The 24,358-nt window shown below is 55.2% G+C and carries 17 protein-coding genes and 1 pseudogene; 5 read left to right on the top strand and 13 right to left on the bottom strand.

Annotation, left to right across the window (positions count from 1 at the left end):
* The first annotated feature begins 51 nt into the window (after positions 1-51).
* Positions 52-2,010 (top strand): alpha-galactosidase, encoded by a 1,959-nt coding sequence (locus tag ACESLM_RS07820; RefSeq protein ID WP_372630997.1) that lies wholly within the window; start codon positions 52-54, stop codon positions 2,008-2,010.
* Positions 2,011-2,083: 73 nt separating this feature from the next.
* Here the strand turns inward: ACESLM_RS07820 and ACESLM_RS07825 are convergent, their stop codons facing one another.
* The 4 genes from ACESLM_RS07825 to ACESLM_RS07840 are packed head-to-tail and all read right to left on the bottom strand — an operon-like array spanning position 2,084 to position 4,918.
* Positions 2,084-2,842: an SDR family NAD(P)-dependent oxidoreductase gene (locus tag ACESLM_RS07825; RefSeq protein ID WP_372630998.1), complete on the bottom strand. Its 759-nt coding sequence runs from the start codon at positions 2,840-2,842 to the stop codon at positions 2,084-2,086.
* An 18-nt stretch (positions 2,843-2,860) separates the two neighbouring features.
* Positions 2,861-3,643, bottom strand: a complete 783-nt coding sequence (locus tag ACESLM_RS07830; RefSeq protein WP_372630999.1) for an MBL fold metallo-hydrolase — start codon at positions 3,641-3,643, stop codon at positions 2,861-2,863.
* A 6-nt stretch (positions 3,644-3,649) separates the two neighbouring features.
* The gene (locus ACESLM_RS07835; protein WP_372631000.1) at positions 3,650-4,078 is read right to left on the bottom strand and encodes a cupin domain-containing protein; all 429 of its coding nucleotides are present in this window, start codon (positions 4,076-4,078) and stop codon (positions 3,650-3,652) included.
* 45 nt (positions 4,079-4,123) lie between these two features.
* On the bottom strand, positions 4,124-4,918 hold the full coding sequence (locus tag ACESLM_RS07840) for an SDR family NAD(P)-dependent oxidoreductase (RefSeq protein ID WP_372631001.1): 795 nt from the start codon (positions 4,916-4,918) through the stop codon (positions 4,124-4,126).
* 218 nt (positions 4,919-5,136) lie between these two features.
* On the opposite strand from ACESLM_RS07840, the gene ACESLM_RS07845 reads away from it, so the two are divergent.
* Entirely contained in the window at positions 5,137-5,916 is a 780-nt protein-coding gene (locus ACESLM_RS07845) for an SDR family NAD(P)-dependent oxidoreductase (protein WP_372631002.1), read from the top strand.
* Between the two features lie 59 nt (positions 5,917-5,975).
* Positions 5,976-6,533, top strand: a pseudogene (locus ACESLM_RS07850) (fumarylacetoacetate hydrolase family protein).
* A gap of 51 nt (positions 6,534-6,584) precedes the next feature.
* Here the strand turns inward: ACESLM_RS07850 and ACESLM_RS07855 are convergent.
* The 5 genes from ACESLM_RS07855 to ACESLM_RS07875 form a co-directional block, all read right to left on the bottom strand.
* Positions 6,585-7,550, bottom strand: a complete 966-nt coding sequence (locus tag ACESLM_RS07855) for a C-terminal binding protein (RefSeq protein ID WP_372631003.1) — start codon at positions 7,548-7,550, stop codon at positions 6,585-6,587.
* A gap of 213 nt (positions 7,551-7,763) precedes the next feature.
* Positions 7,764-8,540 (bottom strand): class B sortase, encoded by a 777-nt coding sequence (gene srtB / locus ACESLM_RS07860; protein WP_372631004.1) that lies wholly within the window; start codon positions 8,538-8,540, stop codon positions 7,764-7,766.
* An 18-nt stretch (positions 8,541-8,558) separates the two neighbouring features.
* Positions 8,559-14,936 (bottom strand): DUF7601 domain-containing protein, encoded by a 6,378-nt coding sequence (locus ACESLM_RS07865; RefSeq protein WP_372631005.1) that lies wholly within the window; start codon positions 14,934-14,936, stop codon positions 8,559-8,561.
* Between the two features lie 496 nt (positions 14,937-15,432).
* Complete coding sequence (locus ACESLM_RS07870; RefSeq protein WP_372631006.1) at positions 15,433-16,584, bottom strand: response regulator; 1,152 nt, start codon at positions 16,582-16,584, stop codon at positions 15,433-15,435.
* Between the two features lie 66 nt (positions 16,585-16,650).
* Positions 16,651-17,400 carry a proline dehydrogenase family protein gene (locus ACESLM_RS07875; protein ID WP_372631007.1) on the bottom strand — a complete coding sequence of 250 codons (750 nt, stop codon included), beginning with the start codon at positions 17,398-17,400 and terminating at the stop codon, positions 16,651-16,653.
* 119 nt (positions 17,401-17,519) lie between these two features.
* Here ACESLM_RS07875 and pdxR point away from each other — a divergent pair, with 119 nt between their 5' ends.
* Entirely contained in the window at positions 17,520-18,938 is a 1,419-nt protein-coding gene (gene pdxR, locus ACESLM_RS07880; protein ID WP_372631008.1) for a MocR-like pyridoxine biosynthesis transcription factor PdxR, read from the top strand.
* A gap of 108 nt (positions 18,939-19,046) precedes the next feature.
* Positions 19,047-20,960 carry an ATP-binding protein gene (locus ACESLM_RS07885; protein WP_372631009.1) on the top strand — a complete coding sequence of 638 codons (1,914 nt, stop codon included), beginning with the start codon at positions 19,047-19,049 and terminating at the stop codon, positions 20,958-20,960.
* A 149-nt stretch (positions 20,961-21,109) separates the two neighbouring features.
* On the opposite strand, the gene ACESLM_RS07890 is transcribed toward ACESLM_RS07885, so the two are convergent.
* The 4 genes from ACESLM_RS07890 to ACESLM_RS07905 all read right to left on the bottom strand — a co-directional run bounded on the left by ACESLM_RS07890 (position 21,110) and on the right by ACESLM_RS07905 (position 24,012).
* Positions 21,110-22,015, bottom strand: a complete 906-nt coding sequence (locus ACESLM_RS07890; RefSeq protein ID WP_372631010.1) for an RCC1 domain-containing protein — start codon at positions 22,013-22,015, stop codon at positions 21,110-21,112.
* A gap of 83 nt (positions 22,016-22,098) precedes the next feature.
* On the bottom strand, positions 22,099-22,332 hold the full coding sequence (locus ACESLM_RS07895) for an NHLP leader peptide family RiPP precursor (protein ID WP_372631011.1): 234 nt from the start codon (positions 22,330-22,332) through the stop codon (positions 22,099-22,101).
* Between the two features lie 70 nt (positions 22,333-22,402).
* Positions 22,403-23,392 carry a hypothetical protein gene (locus tag ACESLM_RS07900; protein WP_372631012.1) on the bottom strand — a complete coding sequence of 330 codons (990 nt, stop codon included), beginning with the start codon at positions 23,390-23,392 and terminating at the stop codon, positions 22,403-22,405.
* A gap of 14 nt (positions 23,393-23,406) precedes the next feature.
* A complete protein-coding gene (locus tag ACESLM_RS07905; RefSeq protein WP_372631013.1) occupies positions 23,407-24,012 on the bottom strand; it encodes a class I SAM-dependent methyltransferase in 606 nt (201 codons plus the stop codon).
* Between the last annotated feature and the right edge of the window lie 346 nt (positions 24,013-24,358).

A 24,358-nucleotide genomic window follows, 5' to 3' on the forward strand; every position in this document is an offset into this window, starting at 1 on the left:
TATATTAAAGTATACAAATTAAGAATGGAATGATAAGCGGGGTGGCCTGTCGTGTCAAAATCAGAAATGCAGCTTGTCCAGTCGATCTTTCCGTTTACGAACTTAGAACAAGTGCCGATCTCTTTCGAATATGACGGTCAACGGATCCAAGGCATTCCGGCTTCGTTCGCGACCGATGTCGTCAGGAGAACGATCAGCGCCAACATCCAGCAGACCGTCATAACGGCCTTAAATGAGGATGGCCTTAAAATCGTAGTCGAACATTTGGAATATTCGGATTTTCCGGCGACCGAATGGGTGGCCTTCCTCACGAACACCGCGAACTCGCGCTCCAAGACCGTTTCGAAGCTCCGCATTATCGACGGCGCGCTTCCGCATGCGAATGCCGAGCTGGCGTACAGCAACGGCGACAATATGAACGCTTCGGGGTACGAATTTTACGAGAGAAGCGTCGACCAGGAGGCGTTTACCCTGACTCCGCATGACGGAACCTCCTGCAACGGCGCTTCCCCTTATATGAAGCTGTTATTCGAAGGCTTCGGCGTAAGCATCGGCATTGGTTGGCCGGGGAAGTGGTCCGCTTCCATGCATGCGAAGCCCGAGGGCATTGCCGTCAGTATCGGCCAGGATCGCATGCATATGTATTTGAACCCCGGAGAGACCATTCGGACGCCGCGCGTCAATTTCCTCGGCTTCCTGGGGGATGAAGCCCATGGGCGCAACCTGTGGAGGCGCTGGTATCTGAAGCATATTCTGCCCAGGGAACACGGAAAGCCGTTGCCGCCAAAGCTGTGTCTGCACGATTGGCGACCTGACGGCACGGAATTCACCCATGCGACGGAAGGCAAGCAACTGGCCGCGTTGAATCAATACGTGGACCGGGGCATGAAGCCTGACATTTGGTGGTTTGATGCAGGCTGGTATCCTTGCGATCATTTCTGGCCGCGCACCGGCACCTGGGAGCATGACCGCAGCCGCTTCCCCAGAGGGCTTGCGCCGATTGGCGAGCGCTGCGAGGAGCTCGGCGTTCAGTTCCTCCTCTGGTTTGAGCCGGAGCGCGTTCAGGCCGGCACGAAGCTGGATGCGGAACATTCCGACTGGCTGCTCTATCCCGGCGACGAGAACGACGTCAACCGAGTCTTGAATTATGCCAATCCCGAAGCGTTGCAGTGGACAATCGATCATGTCGACCGCTTGATTAAAGAATACCGCGTCCACATTTACCGCCAGGACCTGAATTTCGACCCAATGCCCTTCTGGATCCGATATGAAGGCGAAGACCGGGTCGGCGCGATCGAAAACTTGCACATTCAAGGCTATTTGGCGTTCTGGGATGAAATAATTCGCCGCAATCCCGGCCTCTGGATCGATTCGTGCGCCGCGGGCGGACGCCGCAACGATCTGGAGACGATGCGCCGATCCGTGCCGCTGCACTATACGGACGTTGGCTATGGCCATCATCCGATCAAGCAGAAGCAGCATCGTTATATGTTCGAGTGGATTCCCTATTTCCGTGCCCATACGATGAACTGGGACAATGAGGAAGGCGCCTACGAGCCGGCGGGCAACCAGCCAATCGACGCTTATGCTTATCACGCGGCGATGGCACCCAGCTTAACTTCCATGATTCCGTTCGACGAAGAGACCGCCCGCTTCGAGCTCGGCAAACGAATGCACGTCCTCTGGCGGAGAGCCGCCGAGCTGATGCTGGAGGCCGATTATTATCCGTTGACCGATACGCGCAAGAGCGAAGAAGACTACTATGCGATGCAGTTCCACAACCCCGATAAGGAACAAGGCTTCTTCCAGATCGTGCGCAATACCCGGGCCGAGGATGACCGGTTTGTGCTTTATCCCAAAGGCGTGGACGCATCCCAAACGTACATTCTGGAAAATATGGAGACTGGCGAAAAGAAACGCCTGAGCGGCGCCGAATGGTTGCAAGGCTTCGAGGTCGCGATTCCCAAACGCGCCGGACAGCTGTGGTTCTATCGGAAGCAAGTCGGATAACGCGCAGCAAGCAAAACCGCCTTCGGCGTTCGTAGACGCTAGAGGCGGTCTGCTTGCTGCCTATCTATTTGCATTATTGCAAGAAAAACCTTGTGCTCGATCCTCCGTCCACCGTCAGCACTTGTCCCGTAACGAAGTCGGAGCCAGAAGAAGCCAGGAAGGAGACGACCTTCGCGACATCCGCCGGATAGCCGATCCGGCCTAGCGGGATTTGCGCGCCGATGGCGTCCTTGTCGTGCAGCGGATCGATCTTGGAGAACTTCTCGACTTCAGTCGCCCCGGGAGCGACGGCGTTCACTTGAATGTTATATTCCGCCAGATCGAGCGCAAGCTGCCTCGTCAGCGCGTTCATCCCGCCTTTGGAGGCGGCGTACGCGGCATAGCGCGGCATCGTCAACGAGCCGTGAACCGAGCTGATATTAACGATTTTTCCAGCGCCTTTCTTGACCATATCCGAGGCGCACTCCTGCGCGCAGAAAAACGCGCCCTTCAGATTCGTGTTCAGAATCCGATCCCACATTTCTTCCGTCACGTCAAAGAAGCGTTCTCTCGGGTCGATCGCGGAATTGTTGACCAAAATATCGACGCCGCCGAAATGATCCCTGATTTGCTCCGCCATTCCGCGGATTTCTCGGACATCGGATAGATCGGCCCGAATCGTCAGCGCTCTGCGACCTAATTCGCGTATGCTTTCAGCCGTCTCTTGCGCCTCGTTGGCGCTGCTGCGATAATTGACAACGACATCCGCGCCGTCCATCGCCAGTTGGAGCGCAACGCCTCTTCCGATGCCGATCCCCGAGCCAGTGACCAAAGCTACTTTACCGCTTAACATGGACATCCTCTCCCCCGCTTACACAATAAGAAGCTCTCCTTGCCGGAACAGGAACGGGTCCGTATCGGGGGCAAGCTTCTTCACGTATTCGACAAAAAGCAGCGGATCGCCGCCCGAATTGGCCGGAAGCATCCAGAAATGACACGGAGCGGCCCGAGCGGGACGGATGAGCCTCGTCGCTTCGGCCGCCTCCCGTTCATCCATATTGCCGAACTTTCCGTTGATGGGCACTAGCAAAAGATCGATAGAGACATCGCCGCAGTGGTCGCGAAATCGCGTGCCGAGATAACAGGTGTCGCCCATATGATAGATGGCTTTCCCCTCCGCACGCACGATCATGCCGATGGCATCCGGGGCCAGTTCTCCGTGATCGGCGCTTACCGCCGCCAGCGTAAAGGACGCCACCTCGACGATGTCGCCTGCGTTCAAGGCATGGCAGCGATCGCCGGGTACGCCCAGCTCCTTCAGTCGGCGGATCGTATCGGGCGGAGCGAAGAACGGGAACGACGCGGATGCCAGATCGCGCACGCAATCGGCATCCAGATGATCCTCATGATGATGCGTAAGCAAATACGCCGCAATATCCAATCGACCGAGCTCTTCGGGCGAGATCAGCGCGGGCATCAAGCGTTTGAAATCCGCCCCAAGCACTCGGCCGGCGTAATCCGTGACATAGGGATCGATCAGCACCGATTGCCCGGAGGGGAGCTGATAAATATAGCCGGCCTGTCCCAGAGACCAAACGGCGACGGTGCCGGAAGCCACCCTCGTCTCCCGCAGTTGCTCAAATAAGGAACTCAACTCCAGTCAAGCCTCCTCGTCGACGGTCCTATACGATTTGCCCCATTCTCTCAAACGTTGGTCGTAAACAGGATTAGCACCCTGTTCGGGCAAGCGCGACCAAACGGTGAAGATGACCAGTTCCTCGCTAGCGCTTCGATTCTCGATCGCATGCATCGAGCCTCCCGGAATAAAGACGACGTCTCCGGCCTCTAGCTCATGCTCGACGCCATCCAAGCGGACCATCGCGCGTCCGCGTTGAATCAAGTAGACTTCATCGTAATCGCTTCCGTGCCGATGATCCGCATGCTTGGCGCCGGGAGCGACAATCCCCATATTGATCTGAACGTTTTTCGTCGCCGAATTCGTATGGTCGATCAGCATCTTGGAGGAATACGTCTCATCGACAACCAACGTCTTCACTTTCGAGGCATGCACGACAGTTCCTGTGGCCATTGAACACACTCCTGCTCTTCATATTAAAATATCATTCTCGATGCACTAATCCAAATCGTGATGGAAGGAAGGAACCGGCTCAGGGCCATGATATGCGGCATAGCCTCCGTCGACCTGCAAGACGGTACCGGTAATGAACGAGGCGCGGTCGGAGCATAGGAACAACACGGCTTCCGCAATATCCTCCGGCGTCCCGAGACGAGCCTGCGGCGTCCTGCGCACCATGTCATCCAGATTCAATATGCCTTGGTCGAACGTCTCCCGGATGTTATCCGTCATGATGTAGCCGGGCGATACGCAATTCACGCGAACGCCGTCCAGCGCCCATTCGCAGGCCAGCGTTTTGGTGAAGCTTTCGACCGCCGATTTGGAAGTCGAATAAGGAAGCCGCTTGCTGATGCCTCCCAGTCCGTGAACCGAGGAAATATTGACGACGGCGCCGCTGCGCCGCTTCAACATCAGTCCGCCGGCCTGCTTGGCGCACAGAAACATCGATTTGATGTTCGTATCGAAGACGAAATCCCATTCTTCTTCCGTAAAATCCATGATCGGCTTGCGAATGGTCGACCCTACATTATTGATTAACACATCCAGGACGCCGAACTTTTCCCGAATCTTCGCAAACAGTTCTTCCACTTGATCCGCGGAAGAAACATCCGTTTGATGCCAGACGGCTCTTCCGCCCGAGCGATGAATGCCGTCGCACACTGTCTTGGCCGCCGCGCTGTCGAGATCGGCCACGACGACTTGCGCGCCCTCTCTGGCGAAACCCAACGCAATGCTCCTCCCGATCCCATTGCCGGATCCCGTAACCAATACAACCTGATTTGCAAACTGCATCCTGATTCATCCTTCCATGAAGTAACAGCTTATGTTTCGAGAAGATGGCATAGGTTCAATCCTTCTTTCGAAATTTAGTATACAATTTATATATTTTGTAGTCAATAAACCTAAATTTATTTTTGTATACATTTTTATTGAATTGTACACTTTATTGATGATATACTGAAACCGATTTTGTAGTTGTCGTACAGAATGGGGAAGAGGTGGAATCGCGGATGAATAAAAGATTGACGAATAAAGTGACTGTCATCACGGGAGCGGGCTCGGGAATCGGCCGGTGCTCGGCGTTGCTGTTCGCCCGGGAAGGCGCTGTCGTCGTCGTGAACGACTTAAATGAAGCGAACGGCCGTGCTGTCGTCACGGAGATTCAAGAGGCCGGAGGACAGGCATTATTCGTGGAAGCGGATGTGAGCGAAGCCGAATCGGTGAAGACGATGGTTCAAACCGTTATGGACGAATACGGAAAAATCGACGTTCTGTTTAACAACGCCGGCATCAGCAACGTCGGCGCGCTTCATGAAGTCGACGTCGAGCAATGGGATCGAATTATGAACGTCAACGTCAAGGGAGTTTTCTTGCCCTGCAAATTCTCGCTGCCCTTCATGATGGAAAGGTACGCCGGCACGATTATCAATATGTCCTCCTGCGTTGCCGAGATCGGCCTGGCGAGGAGAGCGGCCTATGGCGCCACCAAAGGAGCCGTGCTCGCATTGACCAAAGCGATGCAGGTCGACTACGCGCCTCACGGCATTCGGATCAACGCGCTCGTCCCGGGAACGATTATGACCCCATTTGTACAAAACTATTTACAGAACGCCTACGATGACCCGCAAGCCGCTATCGCTTCTATTAAGAAGCGTCAGCTCAGCGGAGAGCTCGGCACGCCGCAGGACGTCGCCTATGCCGCGCTCTTCCTGGCATCAGACGAATCGAAATTCATGATGGGCTCGCCGCTCTATATCGACGGAGGGGCCACCTTCGGAAAAGACGCCTAAGCCTGAACTACCGGAAGCACGCGGAAGAAACGAACGCCGAAATTCCCTAGTATTCGATTCTGTTCAACAAGTTCAACAATACGCTATCGGGACATCGAGCCTTCATTAACCTTCCGGAAGCGTCCCGCAAAGTGGATTACGAAGCCAAGCTCGTCATCGTCATAGGCAAGACGGCCAAAAAAGTGGCACAAGCGGATGCGCTGAACTACGTATTCGGATACTGCAATGTGAACGATTTATCCGCGCGCGACTTGCAGCTGCGCACTTCTCAGTGGCTGTTAGGAAATCCTGCGACGGCTTCTCTCGCTTGGTACTTACGTGGTCACCTCCGATGAAGTAGGAGTTCCGAACGACTGAAGATCCGAACGGTCGTGAACAGGGAAGTCCGCCAAAACTCCAATACGAACGACATGATCTTCCGATGCGACGAGATCGTCAGCTACATCTCGCGGCATTTCACCCTATCGCCCGGAGATCTCATTTTGATCGGTACGCCAGAAGGCGTTGTGCTCGGTTATCCACCCGAGAAACAAGTTTACTTGCAGGACGGGGATGTCGTCGCCGTCGAGATCGAGAAGCTGGGGGCGTTGACCAATCGCTTTGTCGCGGAGCGTTGATCCCCCCTATCTGACAGCCCCCTCAACCCTTAAGGCGTTGGGGGCTGTTAATTATATGCCGTTCACGACATGCTTCGGTCTTTGCCCTTCCAAAACCCGTTTAACCTCCAAAGCGGCATATTGCTGCAGCCTCGCTTTGGAATCCTCGGAATACCACGCCGCATGAGGACTCAGCAAGCACTGCTCCAGAGAAAGCAAGGGGTGATCGAGCGCCAGCGGCTCCTCCTCGAACACATCCAACGCAGCCCCGCGAATCGTCCCGTCCATGAGCGCTTGCACCAGATCGTCCGTCTGAATGACGCCTCCCCTGGAAGTATTAATCAGTATGGCCGTCCGTTTCATGCGTGCGAAGGCTTTTCGGTCAAAGAGATGCTTCGTCGCCACGATTAGTGGTAGATGGGAGGAAATGACATCGCTCTCTGCAAGCAGAGTATCGAAGTCCACCTTGCGCACCGCGAACGCCTGGAATGTATATGCAGGAACAAACGGATCATAGGCGATCGTATCCATATTGAAGCTTTGCGCTCTGCGCGCAACCTCTCGGGCAATATTGCCGAAGCCAGCCAAGCCAAGTACCTTGCCGCGAAGCCCCATAATCGTCCCCAGGCTGTCGATGGACCAGTCCCCCGTCCTGACGTTACGATCCATCTGGGGAATACGGCGAACCGCGCCGAGCAGCAGCGCCAGCGCATGATCGGCGACCTCTTGAATGCCGTAATCGGGAACGTTCACGACCATGATATTCCGTCTTGCGGCTGCCGCCGCATCCACGTTGTCGTACCCGATCCCGTAGCGCACGATGACCCTGCATTGCTTCAACTGATCAATAACCGCTTCCGTAAAGGGCGAATGATTCGTCAAAATGGCATGCGCCTCTCTGCAGAAGTCGATGAGCTCCGCTTCGGTATTGCAAAACTTGGCTTCCAAGGAAGAAGCGATCGGCTCGAGAATCTCCCGCTCATAGCTGTAATCCGGAAATCCGGGTTCGGTCGCTGCAATGGCAATACGATACTTCACATCCAACCCCCCATTATTATACGGAAATATATTTTAGTATACAATATTTTAATAATGTTAACAATAAAGACGAAACCGACGAAATTTTTGTTTTATAACCGAACGAAAGAAAACAACCATCGGCGACAATAACAGTCGGCAATGGTTGTTGGGTACACCGGTTTAATTGGATTACTCGTCGATCAGTTCGTTCTGTGCGTGCAAACATCGTCATTAACGCTTGCGGGCGATCACCGCTAACCGTCCGTTATCGGTCGAGTATTCGCACGTAGACAGGACGATAAGCCGGTCGCCATTCCGGGCGGTTACGCCAGTGTCATAGAGAGAGAGTTCTTTAATGTTCCGAACATACGAATCAAACTCCGCGGCTGTTCCGGTCTTCTCCACTTGGTAGTACTTGAAGACTTGGTCCGATTTGCGATATACCTCCGACAGAATGACGGCCACAATCTCGTATTCCGCCTTCTCGTACAGCGTGCTGAACCGAATCGTAGGATGCTCCCGATAATAGCTTTCCTTCTTGTAGTTCATCAAATCCGCAAACATCATGCCGCTTTTCATATTGTGGCCGTGAATGAGCAGCACGTCCGAATCCTGAATCCGATTGTGGATGTCAAGAAAGGGGAGGCCGTTGGGGTTCTCCTTCTTATCGAAATCGCGATGAAGATAGTACTCGCCATCCTGCTGGTTCTGCATGACAGGGTAATCGATTCGGGTATCGTCGATGGTCAGCCACCCGACGAGATCCGGGTTGCTCTCGTACAGCGCCTGAAGCTCCGGCAGGATGACCGGCTCGCTCTCCTTCCGGACGATCAGCGGGGAGACGGCCGCCTCCCCGCTTCTGTCCGGCGCTTTTTCCAACTGCTGCGCCAGCTCTTCGATCTGCCTCTGGGTCTGATCGTCCCGCAGGAGATTACGTGCAAGGCCGGCCACAGAGAAGACCAGCAGAAGAACGGAGAAGGCGATAAGAATTTTTCTGGTTTTGTTCATCTCTTATCGCCTCCTGTACTAATTGTAGGTTTTCTTTCTGAATGGCATAGCGATTCGAAGTCCGATCAAGGCGATCAGAGCCAGCGCCATGAAGAAGATAGTAGATGTGCCGCTGTCTCCGGTTTTCGGAACATCGTCCAGTTCGTCGTCTTCGGGCGGCCTGGCATCAATCCCCGGGTCCGTTTCGTTGTTGCCGCCCGGCGGATTGCCGTTGTCGGGATCTTGGTTGTCTCCGCCCGGCGGATTGCCGTTGTTGGTTCCGCCGTCGCTGCCGTCAGGCGGATTGCCGTTGCCGGCTCCGTCGTCCCCGTCTCCGGGAGGATTGCCGGTTCCATTATCGCCTCCTGGCGGATTGCCGGTTCCATTATCGCCGCCGGGAGGATTCCCGTTGTCGGTTCCGTTGTTGCCGCCGCCGGAGCTGCCGCCGGAACGAATCGGCTTCATTGGCACATCGTACCTTACAATATCAAAGTTGACAGAAATCGTATCACTCCTGTGCGTCTCGTATCCGTCCTTCGTTACGATCAGATAGTAATCCGCTTCAGGAAACACCATGTATGCGTAGAAGCCGTCTGCGTCGCTTTCCTGCTCCGGGCTCTCGTTGTTGTGCGGCGGGAAATTCGGAACCGGAGGAAGCGTTACTTTCGTACCCGGAAGTCTCCCGTTATCTCTATTCCGCTGCGTATCCGCATAATACAGCGTAACCTTGGCTCCTTCAATTTTCTTGCCAGTGACGGCATCTCCTGTCGTCTCATCATAAACCGTACCGTAAGGGTCGACCAATTCCTCGGAAATGTTCAATTCTCCGTCTTTCTTCACATTCAACTGTGCGACCTTGAAGAGCACTTCTTCGCCGTTGTCCGCTTTATAGCGAACTTGCATGGTGTACGTCTGCTCGCTTAGCCCTTCCACGGAGAAGGTGCCGTCCGGACCCATTGGGAACGCCGTGGGATTGATGTTCCCTCCGATATAATTGCCGTCCTTGTCCTTCAAATAAATATGCATCTTGCTGGTAACCGAATTGGTGAATAGCTCTGTCGTTCCATCCATCTGCTTGAACAGAACGATCCCTACCGCCGTAATGTCCGCCGGAACGGTCTCGTCCTTCACGCTGCTCTCCACGTTGGCCTTCTGCGTGAACTCGATAGGGACATCCTTCCCGCCGACGCGATACAGCTTCGTATACGTGATTGTATAGTCGGTATCCGCTTGGGCAGGGACGGAATATTCCCCATCCCCACTCGTATAGATGGTCTGCTTCTCGCCTGTCTTCACATTCGTCACGATGATTTCCGCATTCGGAATGACTTCACCTGTGTTGTTGTCGCGCAGCACGCCTTCCAGATACGGTCGGGTATTGACAAAGTGTGCTCTAGCCTCTTTGTCCTTCGGGATGCTGTCCGTGTGAACGAACTCTTTAGGATCCGTCACATATCCGTCTTTCGTGTATTCCACCTGGGTCACCGTATACGTGTGATCCTTCGGAAGACCTTTCACGAGGAACGTCTGCGCATCTGCAAGCTCGAAAGGGTCTCCACTCTTGATCGTACCTGTGCTTTCGTCCGACTTCACATAGTCGTAGGATCCGTTTGCTCCCTCGCCTGCGAAGGTGACCGTGTATCGGAACAGCTTCTTCTTGTCGTCTTCTTTACCCCTCACCTCGTTGCTGATGAGCAGGTCGCCCTTAAACACTCGCGTGTTCGTGAATGGAGCGTACTCGTCGCTGTCTTTCATGACTTCGGTATGCTTCTCAGGGATGGTCGTCACATATCGTTCAGTTTCGTAGTAGTCCGTCTGGGTCACGGTGTATTTCAGACCCTTAGGCAGCCCCGCTATTTCCAGGCTTTCTCCATGCTTGAGCGTGAAGCCTTCGCCGGACTTGATCTTGCCCGTGCTACCGTCCGACTTCACGTAAGAGTAGCTTCCATCCTCGCCGGTTTCTTCAAAGACGACGGTGTACTCGAACTCCTTCGTAAATTCGGCGCCGTTGCCCATGACCGTGTTGCTGATCGTCAGCTTTTTGACGGTCCGTTTATTGATGAAGTCCTCGCTGCGATCAGCCCTCGCCATGACTCTCTTATGAGACAGCTCCCCAGGGGTAGTCTCGTAGCCATCGTTCTTGTAACCGTTCTGGGTGATCGTATACTCCAGGTTTTCAGGAAGCCCCTTAATGGTAAAGGTCTCTTGATCCTTGAGCCTGAAGGTTTCGCCGGACTTGATCTTGCCCGGCGCGTCGCCCGAGTGCTCATAATCGTAGACTTGATCCTTGCCTGTGCCGTCAAAGGTTACGGTGTACTCGAACAGCTTGTCCGATTCCGCGCCGTCTCCTGTGACGGTATTGCGGACGACCAGATTGTTAACGTATCGCTTGTTGATAAAATCCGCTTTATGGTCACCTTTATACTCGATGGCGCCATACCGTTCACGCGTTCCCGGCTCAGTCGTGTAACCGTCAGGAGTGTAATCTGTCTGAGTTACCGTATAGACCAGACCTGCAGGCAATGCCGGCAGCGTCATCGTTTCCCCGTGCTTTAGGGTAAACTTGCCGCCGCTCCCGATCATCCCATACGAATTATCCGACTTCCGGTAACTGTACTCTCCGTCCTTGCCCTCGCCGTCGAAAGTCACGGTGTATTCGAACTCTTTGCTCACGCTGCTGCCGTTGCCTTCCACCTTATTGCTGATGGTCAGCTTTCCTTGGGCCGGCGTTGGTACAACCAGCGGATTGTTCGAATCCACCTTCTGCCCGTCTACAAGGACAGGCTTGCCTGGCGCATCGATGACGCGTACCCGGTATACCGTAGTCGTAGGCAAGTAAGTGAGGAGATCAATATACGTCTGCTTGAGCAAATAATCCCCCGGCACCTGAATAATGAAATTCGTCTTACCGTCCGTGCCCGTCGTTTTTTCCGCCATTACATTGTCTTCTTTATCCTTGGCCGGTGTTCCGTCAGGATTGAACAACTGGAATTTTACGTCCTTCAGCGGTGTTGTTCCGTCGGGGCCCACCTTCTTGAGGAAGAGCAGGCCGTTCTCATTAGCGCTTCCCGCCACATCGTTGGCATCCAGCGTAATAGTGCTATGCGCTCCGATCGGGGGAAGGTCTTCGTCGCCCATCAGCTTGATGGAGTTCCCGGCAGCCCCCGGCGACATACCCTGCGATTCGGTCTGGTATACGATCTGATAGAGATTGTTCGGATCGGTAAAATCAAACCTGAGCGTCGATCCCTCAGTTACCGGATCTATGCCTGCGGTGACCCTCACCTCACTATCCGGATCCTTAAGATTCAGCGGGCCACCGACACGCGCCAGGGTGCCGTCCGGCTTCAACTCGCCAGGATAGACAGCGATGTCGGAAGGTTCGAGAGATAGGCCGCCCTCTGGATTTTGGCGAAGCTGCAGCCCTTTGGCAAGGGTGTCCAGCAAATAGACGCCTTGCTTCATCACGAACGGAGGCGTGTAGTTCACCGTCCATTCCTGCACGCCGGAAACGGGCTTTTTCGCCGTCTTGCTCAGAGACTGCACACGTACAATAATTCTGTGTTCTTCGGTGGCGCTATAAGGCTTGTCTCCCCATTTCATGGAGAACACAGCTTGATTCTTACCGGCATCATTGTTGCCTAGCTGATAGGTCGCCATCTTGGCATTGGTCGGACGAGCCTTCACCAGAATGACGTAGGGGCTCTCCAGCTTGGAGAAGGTAAAGGTGCCTATATTGCCGTTAGGGTCGAAGCTTACCACATGCTTGGGATCGGTCGGCTGAAGGTTTGTACCTGTTGCTTGAACGTACAGGCCATAACCGCCCCCACTTGACCCTCCTAATTCAGCATTTGCATGATAGCCAGTAACACCAGTATAAAGACGATAGGCTTCACCTGAAGCGTATTTCACGAATTCCCAGCCTTCAGGAAGTGTATCCACCAGCTTGATGTCGCTGGCTACACGGGTGCCGCCGTCCTTGGCCATCTCCTCCGTATTAAAGCCCGGCATGTTCACTGCGAGCCGGAAAGTGACGGTTCGATCCTTGCGGTCGTAGCCTGCCAGGATATAATTGTTATCGCGGGAGTTGTCTATATACAAGTTCGGATCATTGACGACAATTGCCTTCGTCCATGTGCTTGCGCTCCAGTTTCCATAATTTCGGTTCCAGTCGGCAGCAATGTTTCCTAGCGCGTTGCCGTTCTCATTTACTGTACTCGCATACAGCATCTCCTTGTTCAGCATCCGCACCCTGTTCTTGGTGGTGGCATCATATCTCCCCACATAGTCGTCACCATCGAAGAGCAGGCCGCGGTTGCTCCAATCGCTCCAATTGCCCCCCATATCTTGACGGAACAGGTTGTCAGGGTTGGTCGTGATGGATTCGAAAGAAACGCTCCCCGGCACATCTCCTTTATACCCTGTCACCTTGATAAGATCCGCCACCGGCTTGCCTTCCACCGTCAAGGCGATCACATCTCCGGTCAGTCCACTGCTCACAGTCAGCGTTTTGTCGCGGTATTTTTGCCAGAGCTGCTTATCGTCGATTTGACTCTTGATTGCGTTCAGGGTGTCCGACGATACTTTAGGATTGTCATCCAGATTATTCAGTACATCGAGAGAACCGCCGTGAACCAGCAAATCATAGACGACGGGAGCATCCAGATCATATTGCAGCGTCAAGTTGATCGTCCATTTGGCACCTGCATATAGCGTTTGAGCGGTGTTATTTCTTGCTGCAACGGTTTTCGTGAATGCATGTGCGCCGATTTTTACCTGCGCAGTGTCCACAACGGAAGCGGGAGCGTCCCAGCTGGTCGCATCGTTGTTCTGAATGGCGCTTCCTCCATCCATCACTTCCAATTCCCAATTGGCGCGGGCACTGTAGTCGAAGGTCGACTTGCTGCCGTCTGTCACCTTTGTCACAACGGTCATATAGAGGGGGCCGTCCAAATTCCCGCCAATGGCGGCTCCGATGTCGTACTCCCCTCCGGCGTTGCGGGTAATTGAGGTATTCGTACCGCTATCCCCATTCTTATAGGTAGCGGAAACAAATTCCGTCCCTGCAGGCAGCTTGTCTGTAATCTTAACGTTCTGCAAGCCGCTTCTGGACAGCACATTGTTATTATTGATCCTCTGGTTGACCACAACCGTCCAAGTGATGAGCGTATCGTTACCGCTCTTGCCGGGTTTGCCGCTCACCACAATCCAGTTGGGACGTATGGCAATCCGATGGGTATTGGACGAAGCTTTCACAACGGCATTGTCACCCAACAGCTTTGCGGTGTTATCCATGCGGTACCAGCCATACTGATCACCTAAATTGCCGTTCTTCTCATAATAATAAATATTTTTAGGAATCCACGTTTTGAAGGTGACGGTCGCCGTGCTTTTGACGTTTCCTGCAGTGGACGCATCTGGGAATTGATAGGAAAGTATGCCGCCAGCATAAGCAGGCTCTATCGCATCTTCTCCATCCACAATGAAGGACCCCGGCACATATACGCCGACATTCGCAAGCTCATCAGAGAAGGTTAACCCGTCCAGCGGCATGGGGATGGTTGTATCGTCCATATCGGTGGCAGATACTACCGCTCGCCATGTAATAGCGCCCTCATGAAACGAGGGGTTGTTGATCCCGGTGTCATAGTTGCCGTTGCTCAAGGAATTTAAAGTAATGGTATACTTCGGTACCAAATTCGAGTTGCTAAACTTATAATCCGATCCGAAAATGGACGTGTTTCCGCCGCCGCCGGGAGTCTGATCCGCCGCCTTGGCAGTAGCGGAAAAGCCGATTTTGACGTCGCGTCTACTGCCGTCATATACTGCGCCATCAAACGTAATTACGATGGAATCTTCAAAAAACTGAACGGTTGCAATATCCAAGCCACCCTGTTTGATGCTTGTAGGACCCGCAGGCGTCAAATTCACATCAGGGAAGTAGGTCGCCTTGTCCAAGATGGCATAATCTCCCTGCAGAATCACGCTTTCGAGCGGAGCATTGAGATCGTCGCCCCTGGTCGGTACGGCGATGTCCTCCAGGGCAAGGGTAAAGTTCTCCCGTCCGTTAATTTCGCCGCCCGCTGGAATGACAGCCGCAGGGCTGCCCTGGCTCACCGTGAGCTTGAATGCCGGATTGGCGTTCGTCAGCACCGCCGTTTTATCCGCCGGTTCCACAGCCAACGGCATAAAAAGAGCGCCCTCCGGCACGCCGTACACCGTTTCGGTCACCGACGGCTCGGGAGCCGTAAATTCGGGTTCGTCCAGCGAATTCGCCGCAGCGGAGAACGTCACCGTCTGCAAGGCCAGCACAAAGGCCAATAAGAAGGACAACGCCGTCTTGTACAAGTTTTGCTTTCCTCTCACGATCCAGATCTTCGACAACGAAGCCTTGTTTTTATGTCGCTTTTGTCTCACGGTCCATACATCCTCCATTCTATTTCCTAAAACTATCACCCCCGCTCGCCACGGTTTGTTCGGACTCTTTCCCAAAAAGAACCGATCGGGGCAAACGAGAGGTGGGGACATCCTCGCAGCAGGTCTTAAGCAGCTGTTCTAGCGTTCATCACAGTTCTCTCCTTCACTTTTTGCGTTCCCGTCAAGCGACAAAGAACGCCAAAATTCCACAGTATCTCCAGTCTATCACCCGTTCCTAGACAGAATCTCAACAAGGTCGTTCGGGGCAAAAAGCTCCCGGCAAGATAAAGGGAAGAGATCGCTCCCAACTGATGGATGCAAAAAGAAAACCCCCTCGGAGATAATCCGAAGGAGCTGCCCTGTTTAAGCCAGTATGGATCGAGCGATGGTTATGGTTCGAATAAAGAATTCCGAGCTGAGGGGGACTTGGCCAATTCCGACCGCGTCCCTTCATCCCTAGGGGTTCCCAGTCCCGAATTAGACAAGTCGTAACGGCTTACTTCTTCCCGACCGATCTCCAGCGCTCGTACCAGCGGACAATCTCGTCGCTGATCGACAGGTCCAGCTCCTTCTCCACCCATTCTTTCAGCATCCAATACTGCACCTCTACCCCTCTCTGGTCGCCCAGCGCATCGTAGAGCTTCATCAGGGCGAAATAGCTGTTCTCCTCCTCCGGACAACGGCGCTGAATGCGGCGGCGGATCTCGACAGCTTTCTCTCGCTGATTCGACTGTTCGTAGAATAGCGCGAGCTTGTTCATCTTATTCAGCCAGAACGTGCGCAGATGCTCGCGCTCGTGCTCTGCCCACAAATAGCCGTGAGGGGCAAAGTAATCCCCCGTATAGGCTTCAAGCAGGCGCTCGTAGGCGGCGGCCGTGCTTTCGTTCAGAGCGCCCAGCTCCGTCATCCGCCGCTCCCAAACCTCGGCATCCACGCAAGCTTCGCCGAGGTCCAGCCGGTAGCCCATTTCCAGTTCGCCCATGCGAACCGAGACCGCGTCGTCCATCTTGCAAGCCTTCAGCGTTTGGCGGATATGATAGATTGCCGTGTACAGATGCTGTGCCGCTTTGGTCTGTTCGACCTCGGGCCACAGCAGCTCCAGCAAGTCGCTTCTCCCGACCGCCCGATCCCGATGGTGGAGCAAATAGGCGAACAGCTCCTGCGCTTTGCTCGTCCGCCATCTCGGGACCTGCTCTTCCGAGCCGGGAAGCTGAAACCGAATCTGGCCGAGACAACGAATGAGGGGCACATTCGCCGCCAAGGACTGCCGGGCGGCTCCCGGGGCAGCCCGCTTCTCCCGCACCCTCTCCAACGTCTGACGCAGCCGCTGGTCGTTTACAGGCTTCATGATATAATCCAGAGCATACAGCTCGAATGCCTTCACGGCATACTGATCGTATCCGGTTACGAACACGATTTCGATGTTCGGTAGAGCAGTCCGAATGCGCTCGCCCAACCTCAACCCGTCTGTTCCGGGCATATGGATATCCAGAAAAGCGACGTCCGGCCGCAGCTCCGCGACCCCGCCGATCGCTTCTTCGGGATCGGTGTATTCGCCCACAATTTCCAGCTCTTCCATCTCTCTGTTCAGAGCTTTTCGCAAGCTTCTCAGCGCTAGCGGCTCGTCGTCGACCAATATTGCCTTCACTCCGGTTTCCTCCTTGACCCATGACTTACCCATCGGTGCCGGCAGGAAACATTATACCATCGGTTGTCAACTGTAGGACAAGTACACTCTCGGACGGCCCCCGTCGCTCCTGATCTCTTGCAGCAGATCGGTTCGAACGCCTTGAAGCATTTCGACTTCCGCGTTCGCGGCCGCCAGCAGGCCTCTCCGCCCGGCCTCGCGCAGGATCGCCTCGTCGTGCGTGGCGATGGAGACGGAGCTTCCGGAAGCGATTGCTCTTTCAACCAGACGCAGATAAGCTTCGGCGCTATCCTTTATGTCGCTCTCCGCCACTATCGCATGCCTTCCCTTTACGATGCGTACTCGGCCGGATAGCGGCAATAGATCGGCCATATCCCTCTCCGTGCGCTGCAGATTCGCCTGCAGCGTAATGCCCGCGCTCCGATATCGCTCGGCGACAGCCTTGTACATGGCCAGCACGCGGTCGGTTCTGCAAGGCTCCTCTGCATGGATCATGATCGACATCCCGTACACGGCCGCCTCTCGGATCAGCTCCTCCAGATTGCCGCGGGCAAACTCTTGATCGATGTCCAGGCCGATCCGGGACAGCGATAGCGAGATCGTCGACGAACGTCCGGCGCTGCCAAGCATATCGATCAGCCGGCGCAGCTCGTTCTTGACGGCCAAGCACTTCCCAACGTCGTCCGCCTCGCCCCCATCAAATGCCAGCGATACGCCGTAGCCGCAGTACAGAAGTCGGACGGCATCGTATACGGCGTCCCCCCTCCCCATTCCGACTTTCGGCACTCCCGATCCTTGCATCATATCCGGTCTCATCTTTTCTCCCTCTTTTTTTTCCGGCTTCTCAGCACTTAATGTATCGTGGTAGAGTGGTTGGTAAAAGGATCACTCGAAAGCAATTTTGACCATACCACTTTCAGCAAAGGAAGATGACCATGACTTGGACGGTTGTTGATCGCGAATCCGGAACGCCCTTGTTCCGGCAAATCTATGAGAGCTTTCGCAGGCGAATCCTGCAGGGAGAGCTGGAGGAAGGAGAGAGGCTGCCCAGCACGCGGGAGCTGGCCTCCAGCCTGCAAGTGTCGCGAACGGTTATCGTCGAGGCGTACGAGCAATTGCTCGCGGAGGGTTACATCGAAGGCCGGCACGGCTCCGGGACGTTCGTCGCGGAAGGAACTCATCTGCTGCAAGCCGCTCCCGCGGGTTTAGCCCGATCGGTCTCGGCCGTTCCGCCGCAGTCTTTCGAGGGCGCCCCTGCCCGAAAAAGGGAGCTGATCGACTTTCGCCACGGCATTCCCGCCCTCGACCTGTTCCCAAGGAAGCTGTGGGGAGAGCTGGCCAAACGGATCTGGGCCGACGCCTCCGCGGAAGCGTTCGGGTACGGCCGCCCGGAGGGCCGGCATGAGCTGCGCAGCGTGCTCGCCCGGTACTTGCGCCGGAGCAGGGGCGTCGTCTGCGAGCCGGAACAGCTGCTCGTGACGACCGGGGCTACCCAGGCAATCTCCTTGATCGCCAAGCTGCTGCTGACCGGAAAGTCGGACGTCCTGATGGAGGATCCGCTTACCTACGAGATCCATACGATGTTCTCGCTCCCCGGAGCGAAGCTCCATCCGATTCCCGTCGACGAGTCCGGCATGATGACCGAGCTGCTGCCTGCGGGCATCCACCCCAAGTTCATCTACGTCACGCCGTCCCATCAATTTCCGATCGGGGGCGTGCTTCCGATCCAGCGGCGCGTCCAGTTGATCCAGTATGCGGCCCGGACCGGAAGCTACATCGTCGAGGACGACTACGACAGCGAATTCCGCTACGAGAGCGCGCCCGTCAGCTCTCTGCAAGGACTGGACCCGGAACGCGTCGTCTATATCGGCACGTTCAGCAAAATTCTGTCCCCGGCGCTGCGCATGGGCTACGTTATCCTCCCCCCGTCTCTCGTGCAGAACGCCCGGAGCTTGAAGTGGCTTACGGATCTCCATACGCCTTCCCTGGAACAGCTCGTCCTGGCCGAATTCATTGAGGAAGGCCATCTGGACCGCCATATCGCGAAGATGAAGAAGCTGTACCGCAAGCGCCGGGACTTCCTGATTAGGCAGCTGCGCCATGCGTTCGGCGAAGCGGTGAACATTCTCGGCCATTCGACGGGGATCCATCTCGTCGCCGAATTCGCCGGAATTTCTTTTACGCCCAAGCTGCTGTCCGTCATCGAAGACAACGGAGTCAAAGTGTATCCGGTTACTGTGCATGCCTTCCGCAAGGACGTCCAGAAACGGCGAATCATTATCGGGTACGGGAATTTATCCGAAGAAAGAATAGCGGAAGGGATTCGAAGATTAAGCGAATTGTTAAAGAAATAATAAAATCTCGCATAGGACTATGACAAATATTGTCGAAATTTATACATTATTGATGCTCTCGTGGTACATTAGACTTAGATGCATAACACTCGACTTGCGAGGTGTACGATGAAGCCGGCGCTCAGAATATTGGCTTTGGGAGCGTTTGTATTCCTGTTTATACTTGCGCCTCAGCATGCCAGTGCCCAGCATCACCCGGTTACGATCCAGCATTGGCAGATTCACTATATTCCGGAACAAGGATCCCTGAACATGCCCTCCCCCGCTCGGGAGAATTGGCAGGACGCCGATATTTACGATCCCAAGACGACTCTGCCCAAAGGGAGCCGCGGCGTATGGATCCGGCTTGAGCTGCCTCCAACCTCGGACTGGGTGAATCCGGGCTTGCTGGCGGACCGTTTATATGCGCAAGACATCTCCGTCTATCGGGGAGACCAGCTTCTGCTGGAATCGACGCGGGCGTTCGCTTTCGATTTGAACAAGCTGATTTTGCCCGTAGCGCCGATTCCGGAGCAGACCGATCTGTACGTCCGCCTCCTGGTGACCGGCGAGCGCGCCGGCCTGGTCGGAGGCATCCGGATCGACGACTTCAACGAACTCTCCGAGCGCTTCATTTCCCGGGACATCCCCGATGTGCTGCTCGGAACGGGCATCGCTTTTCTGGGCTTGGTCATGCTCATCTGTACCGGTTACTTGCACCGCAGGCAGCGCAGCACGTGGATCTCTCTCTGCCTGATCGCCCTTACGACGGGAATGCTGATGATTTTCTATTCGCCGCTCCCTTACATTTACTTCAAAGAATACGGCCGTCTGCTGTCGTACTTATTCGATGCGTCGATGTTCGTGCTTTTCCCGTCGCTGATCTACTATATCGATCAGATGTTCGAAGGGCAGTTCCGCTTTTTCACGAAGTTTCGCTACTTTCAGATGGGGTATTCGGCCCTTTGCCTGATCGCGCTGCTCGTCTATGCGTTCACGAACGGCCGCTTCTTCGAGCCCTATTACTTGATCTCGAACCGCATTTTTGGATTTCTGATTCTGTTCCAGCTCGTTCTCGTTCTCTCCTTGTCCATCATCCATGCGCTCAGGGGAAACAAGAACGCCATCACCTTATCGATCGGAATGTTTCTGCTGGCGGTACTCGGAACGACCGACATGGTCATCTACTACTTGAGCGAGCGGACCTATACGCTGTTCCTGTGGAAATTCGGCGTGGTCGGGCTCATGGTGACTCTCGTCATCATTCTCGCCAGGCGAATCTCCGCGGATTACGGCATGCTGGTCAACTATTCCAAGAAGCTGGAGCTGTACAACCACAGGCTCGAAAGAACGGAGAAGCTGAAGATCATCAGCGACCTCGCCGCTTCCGTAGCCCACGAGGTCCGCAATCCGCTTCAGGTGACGCGGGGCTTCCTGCAGCTGCTGTCGGGCAAGTCGGATGGAAAGAACAAGCCGTTCTTCGATATGGCAACGAACGAGCTCGACCGCGCGGCCGCGATCATCACCGACTTCCTGACCTTCGCGAAGCCGGAGATGGAAGCCGTTTCGCTGCTGGATCTGTCCGAGGAATTGCGTAAAATCGAGACGATGATGAACCCGCTTGCGGCGATGCACGGCACGGTTCTCGTGTTCAGCTCGCAGCCCGGCCTTTATTTCCACGGAAATTCTTCCAAGCTAAAGCAGGCGTTCATCAATGTGATCAAGAACAGCCTCGAAGCGACGGGAACGAACGGAAAAATCGAAGTGACGGCTTTCTCCGAGAAAGAGGACATCATCGTCCGGGTGAAGGACAACGGCGAGGGGATGGAAGAAGAGCAGATCGCCAAGCTGGGAGTGCCGTTCTTCTCGACCAAGGCGAAAGGCACCGGTCTCGGTCTTATGGTCACCTTCCGCATCATCGAGGTTATGAAGGGCTCTATCGAATTCCGCAGCGTCAAGCAGCAAGGAACCGAAGCGATCATCCGGTTCCCTCTGGCCGCAGCCGCTAAGGAGCGCGACTCGCTAGGCGGCGCCGGCGCCTGACGGGTTCTCCAGTCTTGCGATGGCGCAGCAGCCACCCCTTACTTCGATCCGGTACAGGCTCCGTTCCGGAGCCTTTTAAGGGATGCTCCCGCGCGCTCATCTTATCGAGTAATCCCTATCCGAACGGATAATGACACTTATCAGGCTATTCAGAGACTCCGTATCCCGGGGAGTTGGATGCCTCGCCAGGCGCTTACATCGCATTGGCCATATTCATTATCCCCCACTGCAACCACAGTGCCGTCCGATTTAAGCCCGACGGTATGGGCACAGCCCGCCGCAATCGCCACAATCCCGCGCCAATCACTTACATTGCATTGACCATACTCATTCCAGCCCACAGCCGCCACAGTACCGTCCGATTTAAGGCCGACGGTATGACTACTGCCCACCGCAATCGATACAATATCGCGCCAGCCGATAACTTCGCATTGGTGATATCGATTATTACCCACAGCCGCCACCGTTCCGTCAGATTTAAGCCCGACGGTATGAAGGTACCCTGCGGCTGCCGCCACTATGCCGCGCCAGCCGTTTACTTCGCATTGGCGATATCGATTATTACCTACAGCCGTCACCGTTCCGTTCAATTTAAGACCGATGGTATGCCAGTCACCCGCCGCGACCGCCACAATTTCTTGCCAGCCGCTTACCTCACATTCACCTTCATTATTTCGGCCCACCGCTACTACCGTGCCATCCGATTTAAGCCCTAGGGTACGACACCAACCTGCCGCAACCGCTACAACATCGCGCCAGTCGTTTACATCGCATTGCTCATGCTTATTCCAACCCACAGCCAGCACCGTTCCGTCAGATTTAAGACCGATTGTATGAGCATTACCCGTGTTCGTCGCCATATGAACATTACCAGCCGCAACCGCCACAATATCGCGCCAGCCGCTTACCTCACATTGGCCATATTTATTGTCGCCCACAGCCGTCACCGTTCCGTCAGATTGAAGACCAACGGTATGACGACGACCCGCCGCCAGGGTATCTTTAGGGTAATGCTTCGTCCTTAACGCCGCTTCATTCGGTGTAATGTAATCCATGTCTGACCTCCTTCAAATAATTATTAAATATAAAAAAGAACCGAAAGCCAAGCTCCGGTTCTTTCTCTATGCATTGCGCTGTTCTACCACACGATGTTGGGAGCTGGGTCTACGCCGACTTCCTCTGGCTTCGGAGGGATAACCAGATAGTACTGCGACGAGGTCTCTTCGACCGCCTTCAACTCGATTCCGGCGGGAATCTGGACTCCGAACGCGGCTTTAATCGCTTCCTTGGGATCGCTCAGCAGGCTGCTCTTAAAAGCGGGATCTTCCCAAGCCTTCTTGATAATCTGCACCTTAAGAGATTCCAATGACATGATAGCACAACCCTTCCCAAAATGTGGTTATTACCTCTACCATCATACCATGGACACTGGCCTAAAGTCCTCATTTTTTTGCTAGATTCGACAGTAGAACGGACAATCCGCCCTCTAGCGCCAGCTTTTCCTCGAGCTCTGCCGCTCCTCGCGCATCCCTCTCAAGTCCTATGACGATTTCTTCGTGAAAAGAAAGCAAAGCCCGCGGCACATTGGGCAGCTTCGTCAAGGCGGCATGATGATCCCGCGCGATTCGCGCCAAGTCGCGCAAACATCCGTTACGATAGACAGCCTGATTCACCGCCCGTTCGTCGAGCGGCTGTTCCGCCGCAGGCGGGAGAGTGCGCCGCACGAGCGTCAGAAACGCGTTGCGCTTCTCCCCGTCCTCCGCCAGATCCTCTCGCCAGTCGGCCCAATCGTCGGAAAGCTGCAGCGTTGCCAGCACGAGGTCGACCGCCTCCTCCGTCTGCCGAAGACGGTCCGTCTGGCCGGACAACAGCAGCAGACCGGCAGCGCACAGCTTAACCGGAGCCGATTTGCGCGCCAGCGCGGCGGGATCGCCGGGCTCGGCAAGGCGCTCGCCCTCCTCCGATACCGCGGCGGCCCAGTCTGTCAGATACGCTCCATACCGCTGCCAGAGCGAAGAGCCGGTCGGAAAATGACGTTCATATCGCCTCCGAAACCCTTCATAGAACATCTGCCCCAGCGCCAGCGAGCGCCTCGTTTCTCCGACGCCCGCAGCAGCCGCGGCATCCATCGCGTCGTCAAGCAGGAAAAAGTGCAGCATTGCATATACATTGCCGATCGCAAGATCCCGGCACAGCTCGTCCCCGCAGCCGGTCTGCTCCTTCAGCCACAAGGGCAGCAGGAAGCAAATATAGTTGGTTCCCCCGTCCGCGCCTCTCCCGTTCGAAGACACCGGATTAAACTTCTCCAGCAGCGCTGCCGCCAAGCCGGTCAAAGAAGCGGGCAATGCCGGAAGGCCGCCGGACGCTTCCGCGAAAATACGTGCGACCTCCCCCTCGTACCGTCCCATCCATTCCGCCCGCGTGTCGCTCATCCGTTCCGCCTCCGTCAAGTCCCCGGCCTCGCCCGGAGCAGATGCACCATTTTCAACATATGGCTTTCCTTGTTTACGATCCGGATTCCCGCCCTCGCGAGCAGCCCGGGGATGTCTCTCGTATGATGACAGCCGATCGTGCGGTACAAGAGAGGGTTGAGCAGCCTCTGAGCCGCGGCGACTAGCGTGTGAGAGCTGATGCCGTGCTCCATAAGCAAGATAGTCCCGTCCGGCTTGCACCAGAGGCGAAGCTTCTTCATCACGCCCAGCGGATTCTCGTAGCTGCAGAAAGATAGAGTCGATACGATCGTGTCGAAGGAATGCTCCGGAAACTCCAGCCGGTCGATATCGGCCAGCATGAACTCCGCATCGAGACGGCATTCCTGCGCGGCCTCTCTAGCCTTGTCCAGCATTTTCGGACTGAAGTCCGTCGCGGTGACGCGCACTCCGGCCGGGTAATATCGGAAATTGGCTCCGGCGCCCACAGCCAGCTCCAACACGCTGCCCCGCGCTTCCCTCAGCAGCTCCGAACGCCATCTCCGCATGGCCGCGCTTTCCTGTTTTCTGCCGTACTGCGCGGCCTGCCGGTCGAAGAGCCGAATCTGCCTCTCTTTATCCAACGGGCGATTCCCCTCCTTCTCTCTCTCTCGGCCTTCCAGCCTCACGGCGGTCAGACCAACTCTTGTACGGTCGGATAGAGCGCTGCCGCTTTTTTTCTGAATTGCTGTACGAAGGTCCATATCTGCTTCTGCAGATCCTTGTAATCCTCGGGCAACGGAGCGGATTTCAAACTGTCTATGTCCGCGGTCCGCAGAATAATCTGGCAAAATCTTAGTAGCGTCAATTACCCCCACTTAACTTCGTTTGAAGCGGGGGCTTGTGACTGCCCAATCGTGCAATCGTCTTACGACTCCGATCTCTTGGCGTTCGCATGCGAACGTGGCGTCACATCTGCAGCAAGCCTTT

It is taken from the genome of Cohnella sp. (genome assembly GCF_041641335.1).
In the GTDB taxonomy this organism is placed as follows: Bacteria; Bacillota; Bacilli; order Paenibacillales; family Paenibacillaceae; genus Cohnella.

Excerpts from the sequence above, each read along its gene's own strand:
- ACESLM_RS07825 (WP_372630998.1), bottom strand. The coding sequence starts at position 2,842 with ATGTTAAGCGGTAAAGTAGCTTTGGTCACTGGCTCGGGGATCGGCATC.
- ACESLM_RS07835 (WP_372631000.1), bottom strand. The coding sequence starts at position 4,078 with ATGGCCACAGGAACTGTCGTGCATGCCTCGAAAGTGAAGACGTTGGTT.
- ACESLM_RS07840 (WP_372631001.1), bottom strand. The coding sequence starts at position 4,918 with ATGCAGTTTGCAAATCAGGTTGTATTGGTTACGGGATCCGGCAATGGG.
- ACESLM_RS07845 (WP_372631002.1), top strand. The coding sequence starts at position 5,137 with ATGAATAAAAGATTGACGAATAAAGTGACTGTCATCACGGGAGCGGGC.
- srtB (WP_372631004.1), bottom strand. The coding sequence starts at position 8,540 with ATGAACAAAACCAGAAAAATTCTTATCGCCTTCTCCGTTCTTCTGCTG.
- ACESLM_RS07875 (WP_372631007.1), bottom strand. The coding sequence starts at position 17,400 with ATGAGACCGGATATGATGCAAGGATCGGGAGTGCCGAAAGTCGGAATG.
- pdxR (WP_372631008.1), top strand. The coding sequence starts at position 17,520 with ATGACTTGGACGGTTGTTGATCGCGAATCCGGAACGCCCTTGTTCCGG.
- ACESLM_RS07885 (WP_372631009.1), top strand. The coding sequence starts at position 19,047 with ATGAAGCCGGCGCTCAGAATATTGGCTTTGGGAGCGTTTGTATTCCTG.
- ACESLM_RS07890 (WP_372631010.1), bottom strand. The coding sequence starts at position 22,015 with ATGGATTACATTACACCGAATGAAGCGGCGTTAAGGACGAAGCATTAC.
- ACESLM_RS07895 (WP_372631011.1), bottom strand. The coding sequence starts at position 22,332 with ATGTCATTGGAATCTCTTAAGGTGCAGATTATCAAGAAGGCTTGGGAA.
- ACESLM_RS07900 (WP_372631012.1), bottom strand. The coding sequence starts at position 23,392 with ATGAGCGACACGCGGGCGGAATGGATGGGACGGTACGAGGGGGAGGTC.